At 67.2% G+C, this 17,408-nt stretch carries 18 protein-coding genes; 13 read left to right on the top strand and 5 right to left on the bottom strand.

Annotation, left to right across the window (positions count from 1 at the left end; translation table 11 throughout):
* Nucleotides 1-33: 33 nt before the first annotated feature.
* From B9C43_RS50290 to B9C43_RS50280, 3 genes are all read left to right on the top strand, one after another.
* Nucleotides 34-810 carry an IclR family transcriptional regulator gene (locus B9C43_RS50290; protein ID WP_033382723.1) on the top strand — a complete coding sequence of 259 codons (777 nt, stop codon included), beginning with the start codon at nucleotides 34-36 and terminating at the stop codon, nucleotides 808-810.
* Between the two features lie 96 nt (nucleotides 811-906).
* Entirely contained in the window at nucleotides 907-2,592 is a 1,686-nt protein-coding gene (locus tag B9C43_RS50285; RefSeq protein ID WP_084434383.1) for an L-lactate permease, read from the top strand.
* A gap of 20 nt (nucleotides 2,593-2,612) precedes the next feature.
* Nucleotides 2,613-3,107 carry a hypothetical protein gene (locus tag B9C43_RS50280; RefSeq protein WP_084434382.1) on the top strand — a complete coding sequence of 165 codons (495 nt, stop codon included), beginning with the start codon at nucleotides 2,613-2,615 and terminating at the stop codon, nucleotides 3,105-3,107.
* Here B9C43_RS50280 and B9C43_RS50275 read toward each other — a convergent pair.
* Complete coding sequence (locus tag B9C43_RS50275) at nucleotides 3,097-3,519, bottom strand: Hsp20/alpha crystallin family protein (protein WP_084434381.1); 423 nt, start codon at nucleotides 3,517-3,519, stop codon at nucleotides 3,097-3,099. The two genes, B9C43_RS50280 and B9C43_RS50275, sit on opposite strands and share 11 nt — an antisense overlap.
* 241 nt (nucleotides 3,520-3,760) lie before the next feature.
* The gene (locus tag B9C43_RS50270) at nucleotides 3,761-5,254 is read right to left on the bottom strand and encodes an FAD-dependent monooxygenase (protein WP_084434380.1); all 1,494 of its coding nucleotides are present in this window, start codon (nucleotides 5,252-5,254) and stop codon (nucleotides 3,761-3,763) included.
* Nucleotides 5,255-5,338: 84 nt separating this feature from the next.
* Here B9C43_RS50270 and B9C43_RS50265 point away from each other — a divergent pair, with 84 nt between their 5' ends.
* On the top strand, nucleotides 5,339-6,031 hold the full coding sequence (locus B9C43_RS50265) for a TetR/AcrR family transcriptional regulator (RefSeq protein WP_143447175.1): 693 nt from the start codon (nucleotides 5,339-5,341) through the stop codon (nucleotides 6,029-6,031).
* Here B9C43_RS50265 and hemW read toward each other — a convergent pair.
* A complete protein-coding gene (gene hemW / locus B9C43_RS50260) occupies nucleotides 6,028-7,245 on the bottom strand; it encodes a radical SAM family heme chaperone HemW (protein WP_084434379.1) in 1,218 nt (405 codons plus the stop codon). The two genes, B9C43_RS50265 and hemW, sit on opposite strands and share 4 nt — an antisense overlap.
* A gap of 295 nt (nucleotides 7,246-7,540) precedes the next feature.
* Between hemW and B9C43_RS50255 the strand changes: the two genes are divergently transcribed.
* The 9 genes from B9C43_RS50255 (at nucleotide 7,541) to B9C43_RS50215 (ending at nucleotide 15,866) form a co-directional block, all read left to right on the top strand.
* Nucleotides 7,541-9,223 (top strand): nitrite/sulfite reductase, encoded by a 1,683-nt coding sequence (locus tag B9C43_RS50255; protein WP_084434378.1) that lies wholly within the window; start codon nucleotides 7,541-7,543, stop codon nucleotides 9,221-9,223.
* 36 nt (nucleotides 9,224-9,259) lie between these two features.
* Nucleotides 9,260-9,415: a hypothetical protein gene (locus B9C43_RS59165; RefSeq protein ID WP_033382711.1), complete on the top strand. Its 156-nt coding sequence runs from the start codon at nucleotides 9,260-9,262 to the stop codon at nucleotides 9,413-9,415.
* A complete protein-coding gene (locus tag B9C43_RS50245) occupies nucleotides 9,412-10,110 on the top strand; it encodes a phosphoadenylyl-sulfate reductase (RefSeq protein WP_033382708.1) in 699 nt (232 codons plus the stop codon). Before B9C43_RS59165 ends, B9C43_RS50245 begins: the two co-directional genes overlap by 4 nt.
* 12 nt (nucleotides 10,111-10,122) lie before the next feature.
* Entirely contained in the window at nucleotides 10,123-11,034 is a 912-nt protein-coding gene (cysD, locus tag B9C43_RS50240; protein ID WP_084434377.1) for a sulfate adenylyltransferase subunit CysD, read from the top strand.
* A 77-nt stretch (nucleotides 11,035-11,111) separates the two neighbouring features.
* The gene (locus B9C43_RS50235; RefSeq protein WP_033382706.1) at nucleotides 11,112-12,401 is read left to right on the top strand and encodes a sulfate adenylyltransferase subunit 1; all 1,290 of its coding nucleotides are present in this window, start codon (nucleotides 11,112-11,114) and stop codon (nucleotides 12,399-12,401) included.
* Between the two features lie 27 nt (nucleotides 12,402-12,428).
* Nucleotides 12,429-13,481 carry an ABC transporter substrate-binding protein gene (locus B9C43_RS50230; protein WP_084434376.1) on the top strand — a complete coding sequence of 351 codons (1,053 nt, stop codon included), beginning with the start codon at nucleotides 12,429-12,431 and terminating at the stop codon, nucleotides 13,479-13,481.
* A gap of 9 nt (nucleotides 13,482-13,490) precedes the next feature.
* Nucleotides 13,491-14,267 (top strand): ABC transporter ATP-binding protein, encoded by a 777-nt coding sequence (locus B9C43_RS50225; RefSeq protein ID WP_033382710.1) that lies wholly within the window; start codon nucleotides 13,491-13,493, stop codon nucleotides 14,265-14,267.
* On the top strand, nucleotides 14,254-15,132 hold the full coding sequence (locus B9C43_RS50220) for an ABC transporter permease (RefSeq protein ID WP_084434375.1): 879 nt from the start codon (nucleotides 14,254-14,256) through the stop codon (nucleotides 15,130-15,132). Before B9C43_RS50225 ends, B9C43_RS50220 begins: the two co-directional genes overlap by 14 nt.
* Complete coding sequence (locus tag B9C43_RS50215) at nucleotides 15,129-15,866, top strand: sirohydrochlorin chelatase (RefSeq protein WP_143447174.1); 738 nt, start codon at nucleotides 15,129-15,131, stop codon at nucleotides 15,864-15,866. Before B9C43_RS50220 ends, B9C43_RS50215 begins: the two co-directional genes overlap by 4 nt.
* Here B9C43_RS50215 and B9C43_RS50210 read toward each other — a convergent pair whose 3' ends face one another.
* Nucleotides 15,867-16,622, bottom strand: coding sequence for an enoyl-CoA hydratase-related protein (locus B9C43_RS50210; RefSeq protein ID WP_084434444.1), 756 nt, complete (start codon nucleotides 16,620-16,622; stop codon nucleotides 15,867-15,869). It abuts the gene before it with no gap.
* A gap of 77 nt (nucleotides 16,623-16,699) precedes the next feature.
* Entirely contained in the window at nucleotides 16,700-17,329 is a 630-nt protein-coding gene (locus B9C43_RS50205) for a hypothetical protein (protein WP_033382699.1), read from the bottom strand.
* Nucleotides 17,330-17,408: the final 79 nt, after the last annotated feature.

Genomic DNA, 17,408 nt, shown 5'->3' with positions numbered 1-17,408 from the left:
ACCCCGCAGAACGGGATACCCAAGGAGGCGCCGGTGCCCCCGAACGCAAACGGGAAGAAGAGCCACACCGGCACGCTGGAGCGTGGCTTGGCCGTGCTGGAGCACGTCGGGCTGCGGCAGGAGATCTCCACGAACGCGATCGCGACGCAACTGGGCTTGTCGCGCAGCGCGATCTACCGGATCGTGCACACGCTCAAGGAACTCGAGTACCTGGAGGCCGACCACGTCACCGGTCGCGTCCGGCTCGGTGCCCGCCTTGTCGAGCTCGGCGTGCAGGCGATGTCGTCGACCGACCTGCACAAGGCCGCGCCGCAGTTCCTCGCCGGGCTGGCGTCCCGCAGCGGCGAGACGATCTTCCTGGCCGTGCCGGACGGTGACGCGATGGTCTACGTCGGCAAGGACCGCGGCGCCAACGCCGTCACGTTGCACTGCCAGCTCGGCACAAGGCGCCCGCAGCACGCGTCTTCCCTTGGCAAGGCGTGGCTTTCGGCGCTCGCACCGGCCGAGCGAGTCGAGCGGGTGACCCGGATGCGGCTGGACCGCTTGACGCCCAACACAATCGTGGACCGCACGCAGCTGCTGGAAGAGCTCGACCGGATCAGCAAGCGCGGGTGGGCCGTCGACAACATCGAGAACGAACCCGATGTCGGATGTGTCGCCGCGCCGATCCGTGACCGCACAGGACAGCCGATCGCCGCGATGAGCATCGCCGGTCCCGCCGGGCGCGTACTGATGCGCACCGACGAGCTTGGCCCGATGGTCGCGGACGCGGCCAGCACCCTGTCCCGTCGTCTCGGTTATCTGCCGTAGGTCGACGATCCGCCGCAGAACCCGTCTTTGAAGCGCCGCCACCCACCAGCTTGAAGACCTTCTGTGCCGAAGGGGTTGCGACGAAGGGGTTGTGCCGTGATCCAGGATTATCAGCCTGCCGGTCCACTGTGGCTGTCGGCGGTCATCGCCGCGCTGCCGATCATCGTGCTGCTCGTGACCCTGGGGGTGCTGCGCCGCTCGGCGCACCTGTCGGCCGCCCTCGCACTCGCCACCGCGCTCGTCGTGGCGATCGTGGTCTACCCGATGCCCGTCGGGCTGGCGGTCAACTCCGCCGCGATGGGCGTCGCGTTCGGCGTGTGGAACGTCATCTGGATCGCGTTCCACGCCGTCTACTTCCACAACGTCACTGTCGCAACAGGACGGTTCGACACCGTCAAGTCCGTGCTGGCCGGGTTCAGCCCGGACCGGCGGCTGCAGGCCTTGCTGATCGCGTTCGCGTTCGGCGCCCTGCTTGAAGGCATCGCGGGCGGCGGCGCGCCGGTCGCGATCACCGGCGCGATGATGTACGCGCTGGGCTTCCCGCCGGTCAAAGCGATCGTGCTCGCGTTGCTGGCCAACACCGCGCCGGTGGCGTTCGGTGGACTGGGCAACCCGTTGATCATCCTCGGCCGGTTGACCGGGCCGATTCTCGGGATGTCGGCGGACGAGGCCACTCACCTGTTCTCCGCGATGGTCGGCAGGCAGTTGCCGTTGCTGGCGCTGATCATCCCGGGCTTCCTGATCGTGGTGCTCGCGGGCTGGAAGAAGATGACCCAGGTGATGCCCGCGGTGCTGACCGCCGGGTTGTCGTTCGCGGTCGTGCAGTTCCTGGTGTCGAACTACATCAGCCCGAGCCTGGTGGACGTGCTCGCCGCGTTGGCCGCGATGGTCGCGTTGTGGGTGCTCACACGGCTCTGGCAACCGAAGGAGCTGTGGGGATTCGACGGCGAGACCGTCAAATCCAAGGCCGACGGCGTGGGCACACAGGCGCGCAGGCACGGCGCGCTCTACGGCTGGGCTCCGTACATTGTGTTGATCGCCGTGATCCTGTTGTCCCGGATCGGCACGATCTTCAAAGGCCTGCCGTCCTGGTTGGACCTGACCAAGCTGTTGCAGCAGCCCAACATCGTGTTCACCTGGCCCGGGCTGCACAACGAGGTCATCCAGACGCCGCCGATCACCGCGAAAAACACGCCCTACCCGGCGTCGTTCACGATCGACTGGCTGTATTCGGCCGGCAGCATGGCTTTGATCTCCGCGATCATCGCCGGCCTGACGATGGGCGCGGGCGTCAAGAAACTCGCGCAGGTCTATCTGGCCACGATCGTGCAGATGCGGTGGGCGCTGGCCACCATCATGATGATCTTGGGCATCGCGTTCGTGATGAACTACTCCGGCGCGACGCAGACCCTCGGTCTCGCGCTGGCCACGACCGGTGTGCTGTTCCCGTTGTTCTCCGCGTACATCGGCTGGCTCGGGGTGTTCCTGACCGGCTCGGACGCGTCGACCAACAGCTTGTTCGGCCCGATGCAGGTGATCTCCGCGCAACAGCTCGGCGTCGACCCGACGCTCGCGGGCGCGACCAACACCTCGGGTGGCGTGATGGGCAAGATGATCTCGCCGCAGAACCTGTCCATCGGCGCGACCGCGATCAACAAGACCGGTGAGGAGTCGACGCTGCTGCGCCAGACGTTCCTGTGGTCACTGGCGCTGACCGCGGTGGTCGGGGTGATCTCCCTGCTCCAAGCCGAAGTCCTGACCTGGATGATCCCGACCAGATAACACTGGGTTACCGTCAGAGTGTGAAGCCGCGCCTGCTCGTCTCGATCATCGCTGGGATCGCGCTGGTCATCGCGGGCGCGGCGGTCATCGTCCTGGCGGCCAACCAGCCGCCGTCACGCGCGAACGAGACCTACTACCCGCGGCCGACCCGGCCACCGGGCGTGCCGCCGCCATGCGAGAGCACGATCGAGATCACGTTCGCCACGGACGCGGAGATGAACAAGGCCGCGCCGGAACTGGAGAACGACACCCGGTTCTACAACCCGAGCTTCGTCACCCAGGCGCAGAATTACGAGCGGCTGAAGCGGACTTTCGCCAACCAGCCGGAAGTACTCAAGCTGCTGCGGCCCGAGTCGGTGCCCGCGGTGGCGTCACTCATGGTGTCCTACTCCGGCCCGCAGTCGAGCGTGCTCAACGAGCTGCGAAATAGCTACGGGCCCGCCAATGTGGCGGACCCGTGTGCGGTGCCGGGCAGCAGCTCCCGGCCAGTGCCGACCACCGCTGTCACGCGGTGATCTCGATGCGGCGCGGCTTGGCCGCGTCCTTCTTGCCGACCGTGACGGTCAGCACGCCGTCGGCGAGCTTGGCCTCGACCTTGTCGGCGTCGAGGTTGCGCGGCAGCGACAACCGGTAGGAGAACCTGCCGGTGCGGCGAGTGCGGTGCCGGAACAGGCCCTTGCGCTCGCGCTCCTTGAGCTCACCCGTGATCGACAGGTCAGTGTCGTTCAGGTCGACGGTGACGTCCTCACGCTGGACACCGGGGACGTCGAGCTCGACGACGTAGTCGGTCTCGGTCTCGGTCACGTCCGCAAGCGGCGACCAACCCTGGCTGTTGTACCGGCTGAGCTGTGAGAACAGGTTCTCGAACTCCCGGAACGGGTCCCAACGGTCGACCGAGTTCAACGTACGAACTGCAGGCAGCGCCATGACTCTCAAACCTCCATCAACACCCTTCGGCCGCCCTGGCCGAACACCCCTTCCAACGGAGTTGAGCGGAGGATTGTTCCAAAAGTTGAGCGTTAGCCACGCAACTTTGTGCCGGAGGTGAGAACGATGCTGAACGGGCCGTCCGGCCGGTGCCGGAACACCAGCGGCACAGGCCGGTTTTGGCTGGTCAGCAGGTCAACTGGCGGCTACTGTGCCTCAGCTGGACACCCGCCCGCCAGGATCAGATCTTGAGAACCGCGCGGAGGGCACCGGCGAGGTCGCCGTTGACGTCCGGGGTGCGCCATGCGACGAAGAAGTCGGGCCGCACTAGAACCGCGCCCGACTCCGTCACGCCGTACGCCTTCGCCCAGTCAGCGCCGTGCAGCAGGTGGGCGGTCAGCCCGAGCTCGGCGGCACGCGCCGCCCACTCCTGTGAGCCCGTCAGCACCACGAACCCACAGCCGAAAAGCTCGATCGTCGAGGTCCCATCCGGCAGCACGACATGCGGCGCACGGGAACCGGGACGGCCAGTGGGCTCCGGTTCCAGGAGTTCGCCTTCGTCGCCGGGTTCGAGCAACACCGCGTCACTGATGTGCCGGTAGCCGAAGAACAGCATCGAGATCGGGTCGGCCATCGGTGTGAGCGTGCCGTCGTCCAGATCGGGCCGCATCCGCTCGACGTAGAAGGTGTACTGCTGCTCGGCGATGTACTCCGAGTACGGCCGCCGGTCGGGCGTGTGACTGTCGAGCAAGCCGGGGCCCGCTTCGCCTTTGACCACCATGGCGAGCTTCCACGCCAGGTAGAAGCCGTCCATGACCGCGGTGTTCCCGCCGAACGCGCCGGTCGGTGGCATCACCCGGGCCGCGTCGCCGACCAGGTGCACTCGCCCGGAGCTGAACCGCTCCGCCACCCAGTGCTTGGTGTCGGAGCTGCCACCCACTTCCACCAGCCGCACCGCCAGGTCAGAGATACCGGCGGCGGCCCGGATCATCTCGATCCAACGCTCGTCGGTGTACTCGCCCAGCCCGACTCCGAGCGAGTACCGCCCAGGCTCGTCGGTGCTCACCAAGGCGCCTCCACCACCAGGCAGGTCCGGATTCTGCAGGTACACCAAGGCATTGCGCGGCAGCATGCCGGACAGGTCCGCCTCGAAGATCGCGCCGACGCCAGTACCGAGCACGCCGCGGCCGGTCACGCCGATGCCCAGGGCGTGCCGGATCGGGCTGCGGTGACCGTCCGCCGCGACCATGTAGTCCACGCGCACGGTCTCTTCGCTACCCGTGTTCAGGTCACGCAACAGAGCCGTGACTCCGTCTCGGTCCTGGGCGAACTCGACCAGCTCGGTGGAGAAACGCACCGTGGCACCGAGTTCACGGGCACGCTCCAGCAAGATCGGCTCGAGGCGCTCCTGACTGGTGTTGGCCCAGCCAGCCGACGAGAACTCGGACAGGTCGGGCCCGATGCTGTCGACCAGGATCTCGTTGAACACCGGCCCGGCAGCAGCCTGCGCGATGACGATCCGGAACTCGAAGTCCGGCGGCGACGCGTCGATGACGCGCTGATCGATCCCGGCCAGCCGCAGGACTTCCATCGTCTGCGGGAACTGCCCGCGCGCTTTCGGGTGCAATGACGTGGTCGCGTGCCGCTCGACCACGAGCGACTCCACTCCGTGCAGTCCCAGAAACATCGCCGTGGACAACCCGGACAGCCCAGCTCCCACCACAAGAACCTTCATGACCCCTCCAGAAACGAACACCGTTCGTTGATGACGAACACTGTTCTATCTACGAACGACGTTCGTGTCAAGTAGAGTGCTCGCGTGGAGCTACCGGAGCCGCCGTGGCGCACGGGCGCGCGCAAGCCCGTACGACAGCCGTTGAGCCGCGACAAGATCGTGGACACAGCGCTGGGCCTGCTGGAGAAGGAAGGCCTGGAGGCACTGTCGATGCGACGGGTCGCCCAAGCGCTGAACACCGGCCCGGCCTCGCTGTACGCACACGTGCGCAACCGCGACGAACTCTGCGAGCTGATGTTCGACCGGATCCTCGGCGAGGTCGACCTGCCCGAGCCGGATCCGGCACGCTGGCGGGAGCAGTTGAAAGAGCTGTGCTTCGGCCAGGTCAAGGCGATGATCGCGTATCCGGGGATCGCCACGGTCGTGATGAATGCGATGATTCCCCTGGGGCCCAACGCCTTGCGACACGGCGAAGCGATGCTGGCGATCCTGCGCGCCGGAGGCTTGTCGGAATCACAGGCGGCATGGGCATTCGACGCGCTTAGCTTGTACGGCAAGGCTTACGCGGTCGAAGTGACCTCATGGCGTGACGGTTCGGCAGAGGAGATGGCTGAACGAGGCCGCCAGATGGCCGAGTACATGCAGTCGTTGCCTCCAGGCACTTTTCCGAACCTGATGGCCGTCGGACCGCTGTTCTCGGCGCAGACCGCGCACGAACGCTTCGAGTTCGCGATCGACACGTTCATCGCCGGACTGGACACGCTGATCGGGTCCTAGGGCAGCAGGCGGCGCACGATCGCGTCGGCGAGCAACCGTCCTTCGTCGGTCAGCACGGCCCGTCCGCTGTCGAACGCGGACTGGCTGAGCAGGCCGTCGGAGACCGCGACCTTCGCCTCGGCCACACCGGGCTCGTCCAGCACGCTCAACGAAAGTCCTTCGACCAGCCGGATTTCCAGCAGCACCCGCTCGACCCGGCGGTCCTCTTCGGACAGGATCTCGCGCGCGGCCGCCGGTGAGCGGCCTTCGGCCAAAGTGGACGCATATCGTGCCGGGTGCTTGACGTTCCACCAGCGCACACCGCCGATGTGGCTGTGCGCGCCCGGGCCCGCTCCCCACCAGTCGCCGCCACGCCAGTAGTTGAGGTTGTGCTGGCACCGGGCCGCGGTGGACGCGGCCCAGTTCGACACCTCGTACCAGCGGAAGCCGCTGGTCGACAGGACCGAGTCGACTTGCTCGTACCGCTCGGCCAGTACGTCGTCGTCCGGGGACGGCAGTTCGCCACGGCGGATCCGCCGCTCGATCGCCGTACCTTCCTCGATGATCAACGCATAGGCCGACACGTGATCAACACCGGCGTCCAGCACTGCGTCAAGGGACGCCTGCAGGTCCTCCGGGCGCTCTCCCGGCGTGCCGTAGATCAGGTCGAGGTTCAGGTGCTCGAACCCGGCCGCCCGCGCTTCGCCCGCGGCGGCGGCTGGACGTCCAGGTGTGTGTTTGCGGTCCAGGATCTGCAGTACGTGCGGCGCGACGGACTGCGCGCCCAACGACACCCGGTTGTACCCGGCGCGCAGAATTCCGGCGAAGAACTCCGGTGAGGTGGACTCGGGGTTCGCCTCGGTTGTGATCTCCGCCGCAGAAGTCAGGCCGAGGGAGGCCCGGACCGCGTCCAGCACCGACGCCAGGCCGTCGGCCCCGAGCAGCGACGGTGTGCCGCCGCCCACGAACACCGTGCTCGCCGGTGGGGCGGATCCCAGCACCTGGGCGGCCAGGTCCAGCTCCCGGCGCAGGCCTTCCAGCCACGACTCCGGCGAGGCGGAAGTTCCCAGCTCACCGGCGGTGTAGGTGTTGAAATCGCAGTACCCGCAGCGGGTCGCGCAGAAGGGCACGTGCACGTACACCCCGAAGGGCCTGCTGCCCAGCCCGGCGAGCGCCTCCGGCGGCAACGAGCCGTCCGCGGGGGCGGGATCACCAGGGGGAAGTGTGGAAGCCACGCCCTCTATTTTCGCACCGAACGCGTTTGTCCAGTACGAGTGACCCTGATCCCAGCATGCGGATGGTGGTAGACCACCTGATGGACGCGTGGCACGCTGGGCTTATGTCTGCTGTCGTGCCGGTCCTCCTCGTGGCTCGTCGTCACGTGGATTTCCTGCGCGTGAACAGCGACTTGTGCCGGCGTTGACCCGTTCGCCGGATATTTGTTTCTTCCGCCGGCGTCGGATACGCCGGATTTCCCCTCGGTGAGGTGGGGCTGGCGTATGCGAGCGCCCCGATCCCGAAGGACGCCACATGGCTCCGCCAACCACCACCCCCAAGCGGGCCAAGCAACGCCGGGGCGAGGGACAGTGGGCACTCGGCTACCGCGAACCGCTCAACCCGAACGAGCGCAGCAAGAAGGACGACAACCCGCTCAACGTCCGTGACCGGATCGAGAACATCTACGCCCACGGTGGCTTCGACTCGATCGACCCGGCCGACCTGCGTGGCCGGTTCCGCTGGTACGGCCTGTACACCCAGCGCAAGCCCGGGATCGACGGCGGCCGCACGGCCACGCTCGAACCCGAGGAGCTGGACGACGAGTACTTCATGCTCCGCATCCGGATCGACGGCGGGGCAGTCACCACGCAGCAGCTCGCGGTGATCGGCGAGATCTCCCAGACCTACGCGCGCGACACCGCCGACATCACCGACCGGCAGAACATCCAGTACCACTGGATCCGCATCGAGGACATGCCGGTCATCTGGCAGAAGCTCGAGAACGCCGGGATGACCACGATGGAAGCGTGCGGCGACAGCCCGCGTGTGATCCTCGGCTCACCGGTCGCGGGCATCGCCGAGGACGAGGTCATCGACGGCACCCCGGCCATCGAGGCGATCAAGAACACCTATGTCGGCGACAAGGCGTTCTCCAACCTGCCGCGCAAGTTCAAGACCGCGATCTCCGGTCTGCAGGACGTCGCGCACGAAGTCCACGACGTGGCCTTCGTCGGGGTGGTGCACCCAGAGCACGGGCCCGGCTTCGACGTGTGGGTCGGCGGTGGGTTGTCGACCAACCCGATGCTGGGCAAGCGACTCGGCGCGTGGGTGCCGCTCGACGAAGTGCCCAAGGTCTGGGAAGCCGTGATCAGCGTCTTCCGTGACTACGGCTACCGGCGGCTGCGCCACCGGGCGCGGATCAAGTTCCTGGTCGCCGACTGGGGCCCGGAGAAGTTCCGCGAGACCATGGAGGAGAAATACCTCGGCTACAAGATGATCGACGGCCCCGCGCCGCAGATCCCCGAGGTAGTCCTCGACCACATCGGTGTGCACAAGCAGAAGGACGGCAAGTACTACGTCGGTGCCGCGCCGATCGCGGGCCGCGTGTCCGGTTCGATCCTGGTCGAGGTGGCCAAGGCGGCCGAGCGTGCCGGATCCAACCGAGTCCGTTTCACACCACAGCAGAAACTTCTCGTGCTGGATGTGCCTGAAGCCGAAATTCCTGCGCTCAAAGCGGAATTGACCAAGCTGGGTTTGCACACCGACCCGTCACCGTGGCGCCGGGGCGTGATGGCGTGCACCGGCATCGAGTTCTGCAAGCTGGCCATCGTCGAGACGAAAGCCCGTGCGGCCCAACTGGTCTCGGCCATGGAACAGCGCCTCGCCGACGTGCAGGCAGGTGTCGAGCACCCGGTGACCGTGCACATCAACGGCTGCCCGAACTCCTGCGCGCGGATCCAGACCGCGGACATCGGGCTGAAGGGCCAGATCGTCACCGACGCGGACGGCAACCAGGTCGAGGGCTTCCAGGTACACCTCGGCGGCGGCCTTGGCCTGGACGCCGGGTTCGGCCGGAAACTGCGTGGCCACAAGGTGACCGGCGCGGAGCTGTCCGACTACGTCGAGCGGGTCGTGCGCAACTACCTCAAGCAGCGCTCGACCGGTGAGCGGTTCGCTCAGTGGGTGCAGCGCGCGGACGAGGCTGATCTGAAGTGAGTGCCAGCCGACGTGCGTTTCCCAGCGGAGGCTGCGATGAGTGAGCGCGCAACGCCTTTCTATTGCCCCTACTGCGGCGACGAGGACCTTCGCCCGCAGGAGGAGCCACACGCTGCCTGGCTGTGCACCGGTTGCAGGCGCGTGTTCGTCGTGAAGTTCGTGGGGATCTCAGTGGGGCAGGTGTCCAAGTGACAACAGCAACCGACGAGTTGAAGGACCTCGCCGAGCGCGCGTCGGCCGAACTGGCCGACGCCAGTGCGGCCGAGGCGCTGGCGTGGACCGCGGAGACGTTCGGCGACAACTACATCGTGGCGTCCAACATGCAGGACGCCGTGCTGCTCGACCTCGCGGTCAAGGCGAAGCCGAACTTCGACGTGCTGTTCCTCGAGACCGGGTACCACTTCCCGGAGACCATCGGTCTTCGGGACGCGGTCGCGGCGACGTATTCGGGCTTGAACATCATCAACGCCAAGCCGGACAAGACCGTCGCGGAACAGGACGCCGAGGAGGGCCCGAACCTCTTCGAGCGTGACCCGAACCGCTGTTGCGCGATGCGCAAGGTCGTGCCGCTGCGGCGGACGCTGGCCAATTACGACGCATGGGTGACTGGCGTGCGGCGAGTTGACGCGCCGACCCGTGCGGGTACTCCGATTGTGCAGTGGGACGACCGCAACGGGCTGGTGAAGATCAACCCGATCGCGCCGTGGACCGACGAGGAGTTCCGCGCCTACATCGACGAGCACGGGATTCTGGAGAACCTGCTGGTGGCCGAGGGATATCTGTCCATCGGCTGCGCACCCTGCACGGCGAAGGTCGAACTGGGCGCCGATCCACGCAGCGGCCGCTGGGCGGGTCAAAACAAGATCGAGTGCGGACTACACGGTTAGAAGGGGGTATCGGTGACGCTCGCGGTGGATCGCAAGACAGCGAACCTGGACGCACTCGAATCCGAGGCGATCCACATCTTCCGCGAAGTGGCGGGCGAGTTCGACCGGCCGGTGATCCTGTTCTCCGGCGGCAAGGACTCGACCGTGCTGCTGCACCTGGCGCTCAAGGCCTTCTGGCCCGCGCCGGTGCCGTTCGCGCTGTTGCATGTGGACACTGGGCACAACTTCCCCGAGGTGATCGAGTTCCGCGACCGGGTCGTGGCCAAGTACGGGCTGCGTCTGCTGGTCGCACACGTGCAGGACTGGATCGACGACGGCAGGCTGACCGAGCGGCCGGACGGCACTCGCAACCCGCTGCAGACCATGCCGTTGCTCGACACCATCACCGAGCAGAAGTTCGACGCCGTTTTCGGCGGCGGGCGGCGTGACGAGGAGCGAGCGCGGGCCAAGGAGCGGATCTTCAGCCTGCGCAACGCGTTCGGCCAGTGGGAGCCGAAACGGCAGCGTCCCGAATTGTGGAACCTGTACAACGGAAGGCACCGTCCGGGAGAGCATGTCCGGGTGTTCCCACTGTCGAACTGGACCGAGCTGGACGTCTGGAACTACATCGCTCGCGAGAAGATCGAGCTGCCGGACATCTACTACGCGCACGAGCGCGAGGTCTACCTGCGCGACGGCATGTGGCTGGCCGAAGGCCCGTGGGGCGGCCCACGCGACGGGGAAACGCTGGAACGCCGGACGATCCGCTACCGCACGGTCGGCGACGGCTCGTGCACCGGCGCGATCGACTCGGACGCCCGCACCATCGAAGAGGTCATCGCCGAGGTGGCGGCGTCACGGTTGACCGAGCGTGGCGCGACCCGCGCCGACGACCGGCTTTCCGAGGCGGCCATGGAAGATCGCAAGCGAGAGGGCTATTTCTAAATGAGCGAGCTTGCGAGCGAATCATTCAGCGCAGTGCCCGCTCATGCGACGCGAGCGACCAAGAGCGGAGAGAAGGCATGAGCGATCTTCTCAGGCTCGCCACAGCGGGCAGCGTGGACGACGGCAAGTCCACTTTGGTCGGGCGGTTGCTCTACGACACCAAGTCGGTGCTGGCCGACCAGCTCGACGCGGTCCACCGGGCGAGCGCGGACCGCGGCCTCTCGACTCCGGACCTTTCGTTGCTGGTGGACGGGCTGCGTTCGGAGCGCGAGCAAGGCATCACGATCGACGTAGCGTACCGGTACTTCGCCACGCCCAAGCGGTCTTTCGTGCTCGCCGACACCCCGGGCCACGTCCAGTACACCCGCAACACTGTCACGGGCGCATCGACCGCACAGCTCGGGATTCTGCTTGTGGACGCCCGTAAAGGTGTTATCGAGCAGACCCGCAGGCACGCCGCCGTCCTCGCGTTGCTAGGCGTGCCGAGGCTGGTGCTGGCGGTCAACAAGATCGACCTGGTCGGCTACGACGAGTCGAACTTCAAGCTGACTGCCAAGGAGTTCACCACCCACGCCAACGCGTTGGGGTACGCGGACTCCGACGTGCTGACCATCCCGGTGTCCGCGCTTGTCGGTGACAACGTGGTGGAACGGTCAGCCAACACGCCCTGGTACACCGGGCCGACGTTGTTGGAACACCTGGAAAGCGTGCCGGTCGAGCCGGACCCGCACCACGTCCCGTTCCGGTTCCCTGTCCAGTACGTGATCAGGCCGCGCACCCCGGAGTATCCGGACTATCGCGGTTACGCCGGGCAGATCGCGGCGGGCACGATCACGCCCGGCGAAGAGATCGTTGTCCTGCCGTCAGGTTCCCGGGCTTTGGTCGAACGCATCGACACGCCGGACGGTGAACTCACCGAGGCGACCGCGGGCCAGTCGGTCACCCTCGTGCTGTCCCATGATCTGGATATTTCCCGGGGGGACTTGATTTCCGCCGCGGACAATGCCCCGGCCGCCGTCGACGAGTTCGAGGCGACGCTGTGTTGGTTGGCGGACAAGGCTTTGCGGCCGAATGCCCGGGTTCTGGTCAAGCACGGCACGAAGACGACGCAGGCGTTCGTCACCGAGCTGTCGACCCGGTTCGACGAGCAAAAGCTGTCCAGTGTGGAACTTCCGGAATCGTTGCAGTTGAATGAGATCGGCCAAGTACGGATCCGCACCGCGGAGCCGTTGCCGGTCGATGACTACACCGTCAACCGACGGACTGGGGCTTTCCTGGTCATCGACGCGAGCGACGGAACCACCTTGGCCGCCGGTCTCGTCGGTGCACCGCTGCCAGTCCGAGACAGCTTCAACCCCGGCCCCTGACTCCCTTGTGCCTGAGAGGAACCAACCGTGAGCACGAGCCGTACGCTTCGCTTACTGGCCGCCGCGACCGCGGCACTAGCCCTGGCGGCGGGGTGTACGCGTGCTGGCGGTAGCGATGCACCGGTGGCGCAGTCACAGGGGCCCGCGCCGGAGGTACGGCTCGGGTACTTCCCGAACGTCACCCACGCACCGGCGATCATCGGGCAGAAGAAGGACTTCTACGCCAAGGAACTCGGCACGACGAAGCTCGCGGTGACCACGTTCAACGCCGGTCCCGAGGAGATCAACGCACTGCTGGGCAAGTCGCTGGACATCGGGTTCATCGGTTCCGGCCCGGCGATCAACGGCTTCACGAAGTCCGAGGGCACGCTGCAGCTGATCTCCGGCGCGGTGTCCGGCGGTGCACAACTGGTCACCAAGCCGGAGATCACGTCGATCGACCAGCTGGCGGGTAAGAACATCGCGACGCCGTCGCTGGGCAACACGCAGGACGTGGCGCTCAAGAAGCTGGTCAAAGAGAAGAACCTGCCGAACGTCAAGGTCACCAACCTGGACAACCCGAAGACGTTCGACGCGTTCCGCCGGGGTGACCTGGACGGCGCGTGGCTGCCCGAGCCGTGGTCCTCGCGTCTGGTGCTGGACGCGGGCGCGAAGGTGCTGCTCGACGAGAAGACACTGTGGCCGGACGGCCGGTTCCCGACCACGGTGATCATCGTGCGGCAGGAGTTCCTGCAGCAGTACCCGCAGACCGTGCAGGCGATCCTGCGTGGCCACATCCACGCGATCGACTGGGCGAAGGCCAACGAGGCCGAGGCGAAGAAGGTCGTCAACGACGCGCTGAAGGAACTGACCGGCAACTCGCTGAGCCAGCCCGTGCTGGACAGCTCCTTCAAGGCGATCGAGCTGACCACCGACCCGATCTCGTCGACTTTCCCGCAGCTGGCGCGCGACTCGGTGACCGCGGGAATCGTGAAGTCCGCCGTGGAGCTGAAGGGCTTCGCGGACTTGACGGCGCTCAACGCGGCATCGCAGGCGACCGGCAAACCGGCGGTGGACGCCGCCGGACTGGACAAAAAGTAGGAGATGGCCATGACCGCCACACTCGAGCACGTGCAGTCCGGTACCGCTGTCTCCCTGTCGGGGGTGAGCAAGGTCTTCGGCCAGGGCCGCGGCGCGGTCGTCGCGCTGGACGGCGTGGACCTGAAGGTCGCGCCGGGCGAGTTCGTGTGCCTGCTCGGCGCATCCGGCTGCGGCAAGACCACGCTGCTCAACCTGGTCGCCGGGCTGGACGCGCCGACGGGCGGCGAGATCGAGCTGAACACGTCCCGTCCCGCGGTGATGTTCCAGGAAGCCGCGCTGATGCCGTGGCTGACCGCGGCCCGCAACATCGAGTTGCCGTTGCGGCTGGCCGGTTTCGGCAAGGCTGACCGGCAGGCCAAGGTGGCGGAGCTGCTGGACCTGGTGCGGCTCAGCGGTGCCGGGCACAAGCGGCCGCACGAGCTGTCCGGCGGTATGCGTCAGCGTGTGGCGCTGGCCCGTTCGCTGGCTGCGACGCAGCGTGTCCGCGGTTCGGACGCGCCCGCGTTGCTGTTGATGGACGAGCCGTTCGCGGCGCTCGACGCGATCACGCGGGATGTGTTGCAGGGCGAGCTTTTGCGGGTGTACGAGCGAACCTCCACCGCTGTGCTGTTCGTGACGCACGACGTGCGCGAGGCCGTGCGCCTCGGGCAGCGCGTGGTGCTGCTGTCGTCCCGGCCGGGGCGTGTCGTCCAGGAGTGGTCCACTCAGGACAGTGGGTCGGAGGGGCTGGTCGAACAGATCACGGCCCGCCTGCGAGAGGTGATCAGCACCCATGCCAAGTCCTGACGTCCAGGACCTGTCCAAGGTCGAGGCGGGCCTCGACGCACTGGACACGCCGACCACCGGCCGGGCAGAGCCCGGCTGGCGCCGGTTCGTGCGCTCGGCACTGCCGCCGTTGGTCGCGCTGGTCCTGCTGATCGCGGTCTGGCAGGTGTTGTGGGCCGCGGCGTTCTGGCCGGAGTTCAAGCTGCCCGCACCGCTGGCGGTCTGGAACGAGTTCGTGGAGATGGTCGAGACCGGCCGGATCTTCGAGGTGCTGTGGACGTCGATCCACCGGGCCGTGCTCGGTTTCCTCGCCGCAGTGGTGATCGCCACGCCGCTGGGTCTGCTGGTGGCCAAGGTGCGCGTGGTCCGCAGGGCGATCGGCCCGCTGCTGAGCGGGTTGCAGTCGCTGCCGTCGGTCGCGTGGGTGCCCGCGGCGATCCTGTGGTTCGGCTTGAACGACGGGTCGATCTACTTCGTGGTGTTGCTCGGCTCGGTCCCGTCGATCGCCAACGGCCTGGTCGCCGGGATCGACCAGATCCCGCCGATCCTGCCGCGCGTGGGCAAGACGCTGGGGGCCGGCAGGCTGGCTTCGGCACGGCACATCCTGTTGCCCGCCGCGTTGCCCGGCTACATCGCGGGCCTCAAGCAGGGCTGGGCGTTCTCGTGGCGGTCGCTGATGGCCGCCGAGTTGATCGCGCAGAGCCCGGACCTGGGCTTCGGCCTGGGCGCGTACCTCAACGAAGGCTCGAACTTCAACGACATGCCGACCGTGATGGCGGCGATCTTCCTGATCCTCCTGGTGGGCATCGGCATCGACCTGCTGGTGTTCCGCCCGATCGAACGGACCGTGCTGCGGGCGCGCGGCCTGACCGGAGCTTTGACGTGATCCCTCTCATCGCAGTCGCCCACGGCAGCCGCGATCCCCGTTCCGCCGCGACGATCACCTCGTTGGTGTCGGTGGTGCGGGAGATGCGGCCAGGACTGGACGCCCGCGTGTCCTTCATGGATCTCTCGGCACCGCGGCTCGGCGACGTCCTCGCCGGGCTGCGCGGTCCCGTGGTCGTCGTGCCTTTGCTGCTGGGCCGGGCGTACCACGCTCGCATCGACGTCCCGGCGCTCGTGCATGAGGCGTGCCAACGCAATCCTCGCCTGTCCGTCACGGTCACCGACGTCCTCGGCCCGTCACCCCGCCTGGAGTCCGCCGCGCTTCGACGGTTGACCGCCGCGGGTGCTGCTTTCGACGACCCGTCGTTGGGCGTGATCCTGGCTGGGGCTGGGTCTTCGGACGCGCGGGCCAACGCGCGAGTCGCCGCTATCGCCCACCGCTGGTCCGAACAAGCCGGGTGGGCCGGGGCGATCGAGGCATTCGCCGCGTCGGCGTCTCCGACGGTGCCGCAAGCCGTTGCCGCCCTGCGCAAGCAGGGTGCTTCACGGATCGCTGTCGCTTCATGGTTCCTGGCTCCGGGTCTGCTTCCCGACCGGATCTACGACTCCGTGCTGGACTTGGACCCGGACGCGGTGATCGCCGACCCGCTCGGCGCGGACCCGGACGTCGCCGAGCTCATCCTGCACCGCTACGACGAAGCGCTCCAGAGCGCCGACCTGGAACGAACAGGCTGATTACTCCGGCACCCAGTTGGGCTTGCGCTTCTGGGCGAAGGCGGTGATGCCTTCCTGGCCTTCCTCGCTGGCGAAGAACTCCGCTGACAGCTTGAGCATCGTGCCGAAGTCGCTGGGCTCGGAACGCAGCAGCGCCTTGGTCGCGGCCAGGGCGACCGGGCCGCCGAGGCACAGCATGTCCGTGTAGCGCTTGACCTCCGCGTCCAATTCCTCGGCGGGCACGGCGGAGTTGATCAGGCCGATGGTCGCGGCACGGGTCGCGTCGAACGTCTCGCCGGTCAGGAACAGTTCGTGCGCGGCACGCGGCAACAGCCTGGGCAGCACGGTCACTGAGATCACGGCTGGCACGACGCCGATGCGGACTTCGGTGAACGCGAAGGTGGCGGACGTAGCGGCTACCGCGATGTCGGCGGCTGCAACGATGCCGACGCCACCCGCGCGGGCCGGGCCTGCCAGTTTGGCGACGACGGGTTTGGGGCTGGTGCGGATCTGCTCGAGGATCTCCGGGAACTCGTTGACGCCCTGGTCCCCCGCTGACGCTCCGCCTGCCTCCTTGAGGTCCATGCCCGCGCAGAACACCGGTCCGGTGTGGTCGAGCACGATCACCCGGACGTTGTCGTCGTCGATCGCTGTCGACAGGTGACCCCGCAGCTCCCCGCGCAACTGGCGGGACAGGGCGTTGCGGTTGTGCGGTGAGTCGAGCGTGACCGTCGCGACGCCACGGTCGACCACAATGTGGACCAGTTCGTCAGCCATGGCCGCAATCTTGCCCTGAACAACGGCGTTGAGGGCCACCCCGCGCCGGGTGGCCCTCAACACACATGTGGAACTGATCAGCCAATGGTTGTGCTGGTCAGGACTGGGCTTGGGTTGGGGTAGGCAACCGTCGCCGCGTCGACCGGGAAGCCGAACGCCGTGATCACGGTGGTGAAGGTCAGCCCGGGTGCGTCGTAGCTGGTGCCGCCGAGCTTGCTCTCGATCGTGCCGGACGAGCCGGCGGTCAGGTTGATCGTCACGGTGGGCAGCTCGAACGCCGCGCCGCCCTTGAGCGGACCGGCGATCTTGAGAACGACGTCACTGCCCTCGAGACCGACCGTTGGCGGGGTCGAGCCGAGCCCGGAGCCGCCGGTGGCGGTGGCCGAGACGAAGGTGGAGTTCGCGGGCACCGGCATCTTCAGGGCGATGTTCTTGATCTCCCTGATCTCGTAGCCGCCGCCTTCCGCGGGAACCGTGTTGGGTGCAGGGTCGATGGTTACCGTCACGGCACCTCCAGCCGCGACGCTCGCCGGTGCGTTGGAGTCGATGTCCTGGTTGAGGACGAGTTCCGCGGTCTGCCCGAAGGCCGAGGCGCGGACCTGGTAGTTGATCGTCTGGACCGCTGCCGACGCGGTCGTGCCCAGCGCGAGCAGCGGGGCAAGGGCGAACGCGGCCACCGTGGCCAGCCGCAGGGGAGCCAGCTTCATCGATGCCTCCTTGTGGTGTAATCCCTCTGGGGCATTTCGTACCCGAGAGTAACTCACGTTTCAACGCTCGACGTTTCCC

It is taken from the genome of Kibdelosporangium aridum, from assembly GCF_900176515.1.
Lineage (GTDB): Bacteria > Actinomycetota > Actinomycetes > Mycobacteriales > Pseudonocardiaceae > Kibdelosporangium > Kibdelosporangium aridum.
The sequence above is the reverse complement of the archived record's forward strand: the minus strand, read 5'-3'. Positions and strand labels throughout refer to the sequence as shown.

Excerpts from the sequence above, each read along its gene's own strand:
- B9C43_RS50275 (WP_084434381.1), bottom strand. The coding sequence starts at position 3,519 with ATGGCGCTGCCTGCAGTTCGTACGTTGAACTCGGTCGACCGTTGGGAC.
- B9C43_RS50270 (WP_084434380.1), bottom strand. The coding sequence starts at position 5,254 with ATGAAGGTTCTTGTGGTGGGAGCTGGGCTGTCCGGGTTGTCCACGGCG.
- B9C43_RS50255 (WP_084434378.1), top strand. The coding sequence starts at position 7,541 with ATGGCTCCGCCAACCACCACCCCCAAGCGGGCCAAGCAACGCCGGGGC.
- B9C43_RS59165 (WP_033382711.1), top strand. The coding sequence starts at position 9,260 with ATGAGTGAGCGCGCAACGCCTTTCTATTGCCCCTACTGCGGCGACGAG.
- B9C43_RS50235 (WP_033382706.1), top strand. The coding sequence starts at position 11,112 with ATGAGCGATCTTCTCAGGCTCGCCACAGCGGGCAGCGTGGACGACGGC.
- B9C43_RS50225 (WP_033382710.1), top strand. The coding sequence starts at position 13,491 with ATGACCGCCACACTCGAGCACGTGCAGTCCGGTACCGCTGTCTCCCTG.
- B9C43_RS50220 (WP_084434375.1), top strand. The coding sequence starts at position 14,254 with ATGCCAAGTCCTGACGTCCAGGACCTGTCCAAGGTCGAGGCGGGCCTC.
- B9C43_RS50210 (WP_084434444.1), bottom strand. The coding sequence starts at position 16,622 with ATGGCTGACGAACTGGTCCACATTGTGGTCGACCGTGGCGTCGCGACG.
- B9C43_RS50205 (WP_033382699.1), bottom strand. The coding sequence starts at position 17,329 with ATGAAGCTGGCTCCCCTGCGGCTGGCCACGGTGGCCGCGTTCGCCCTT.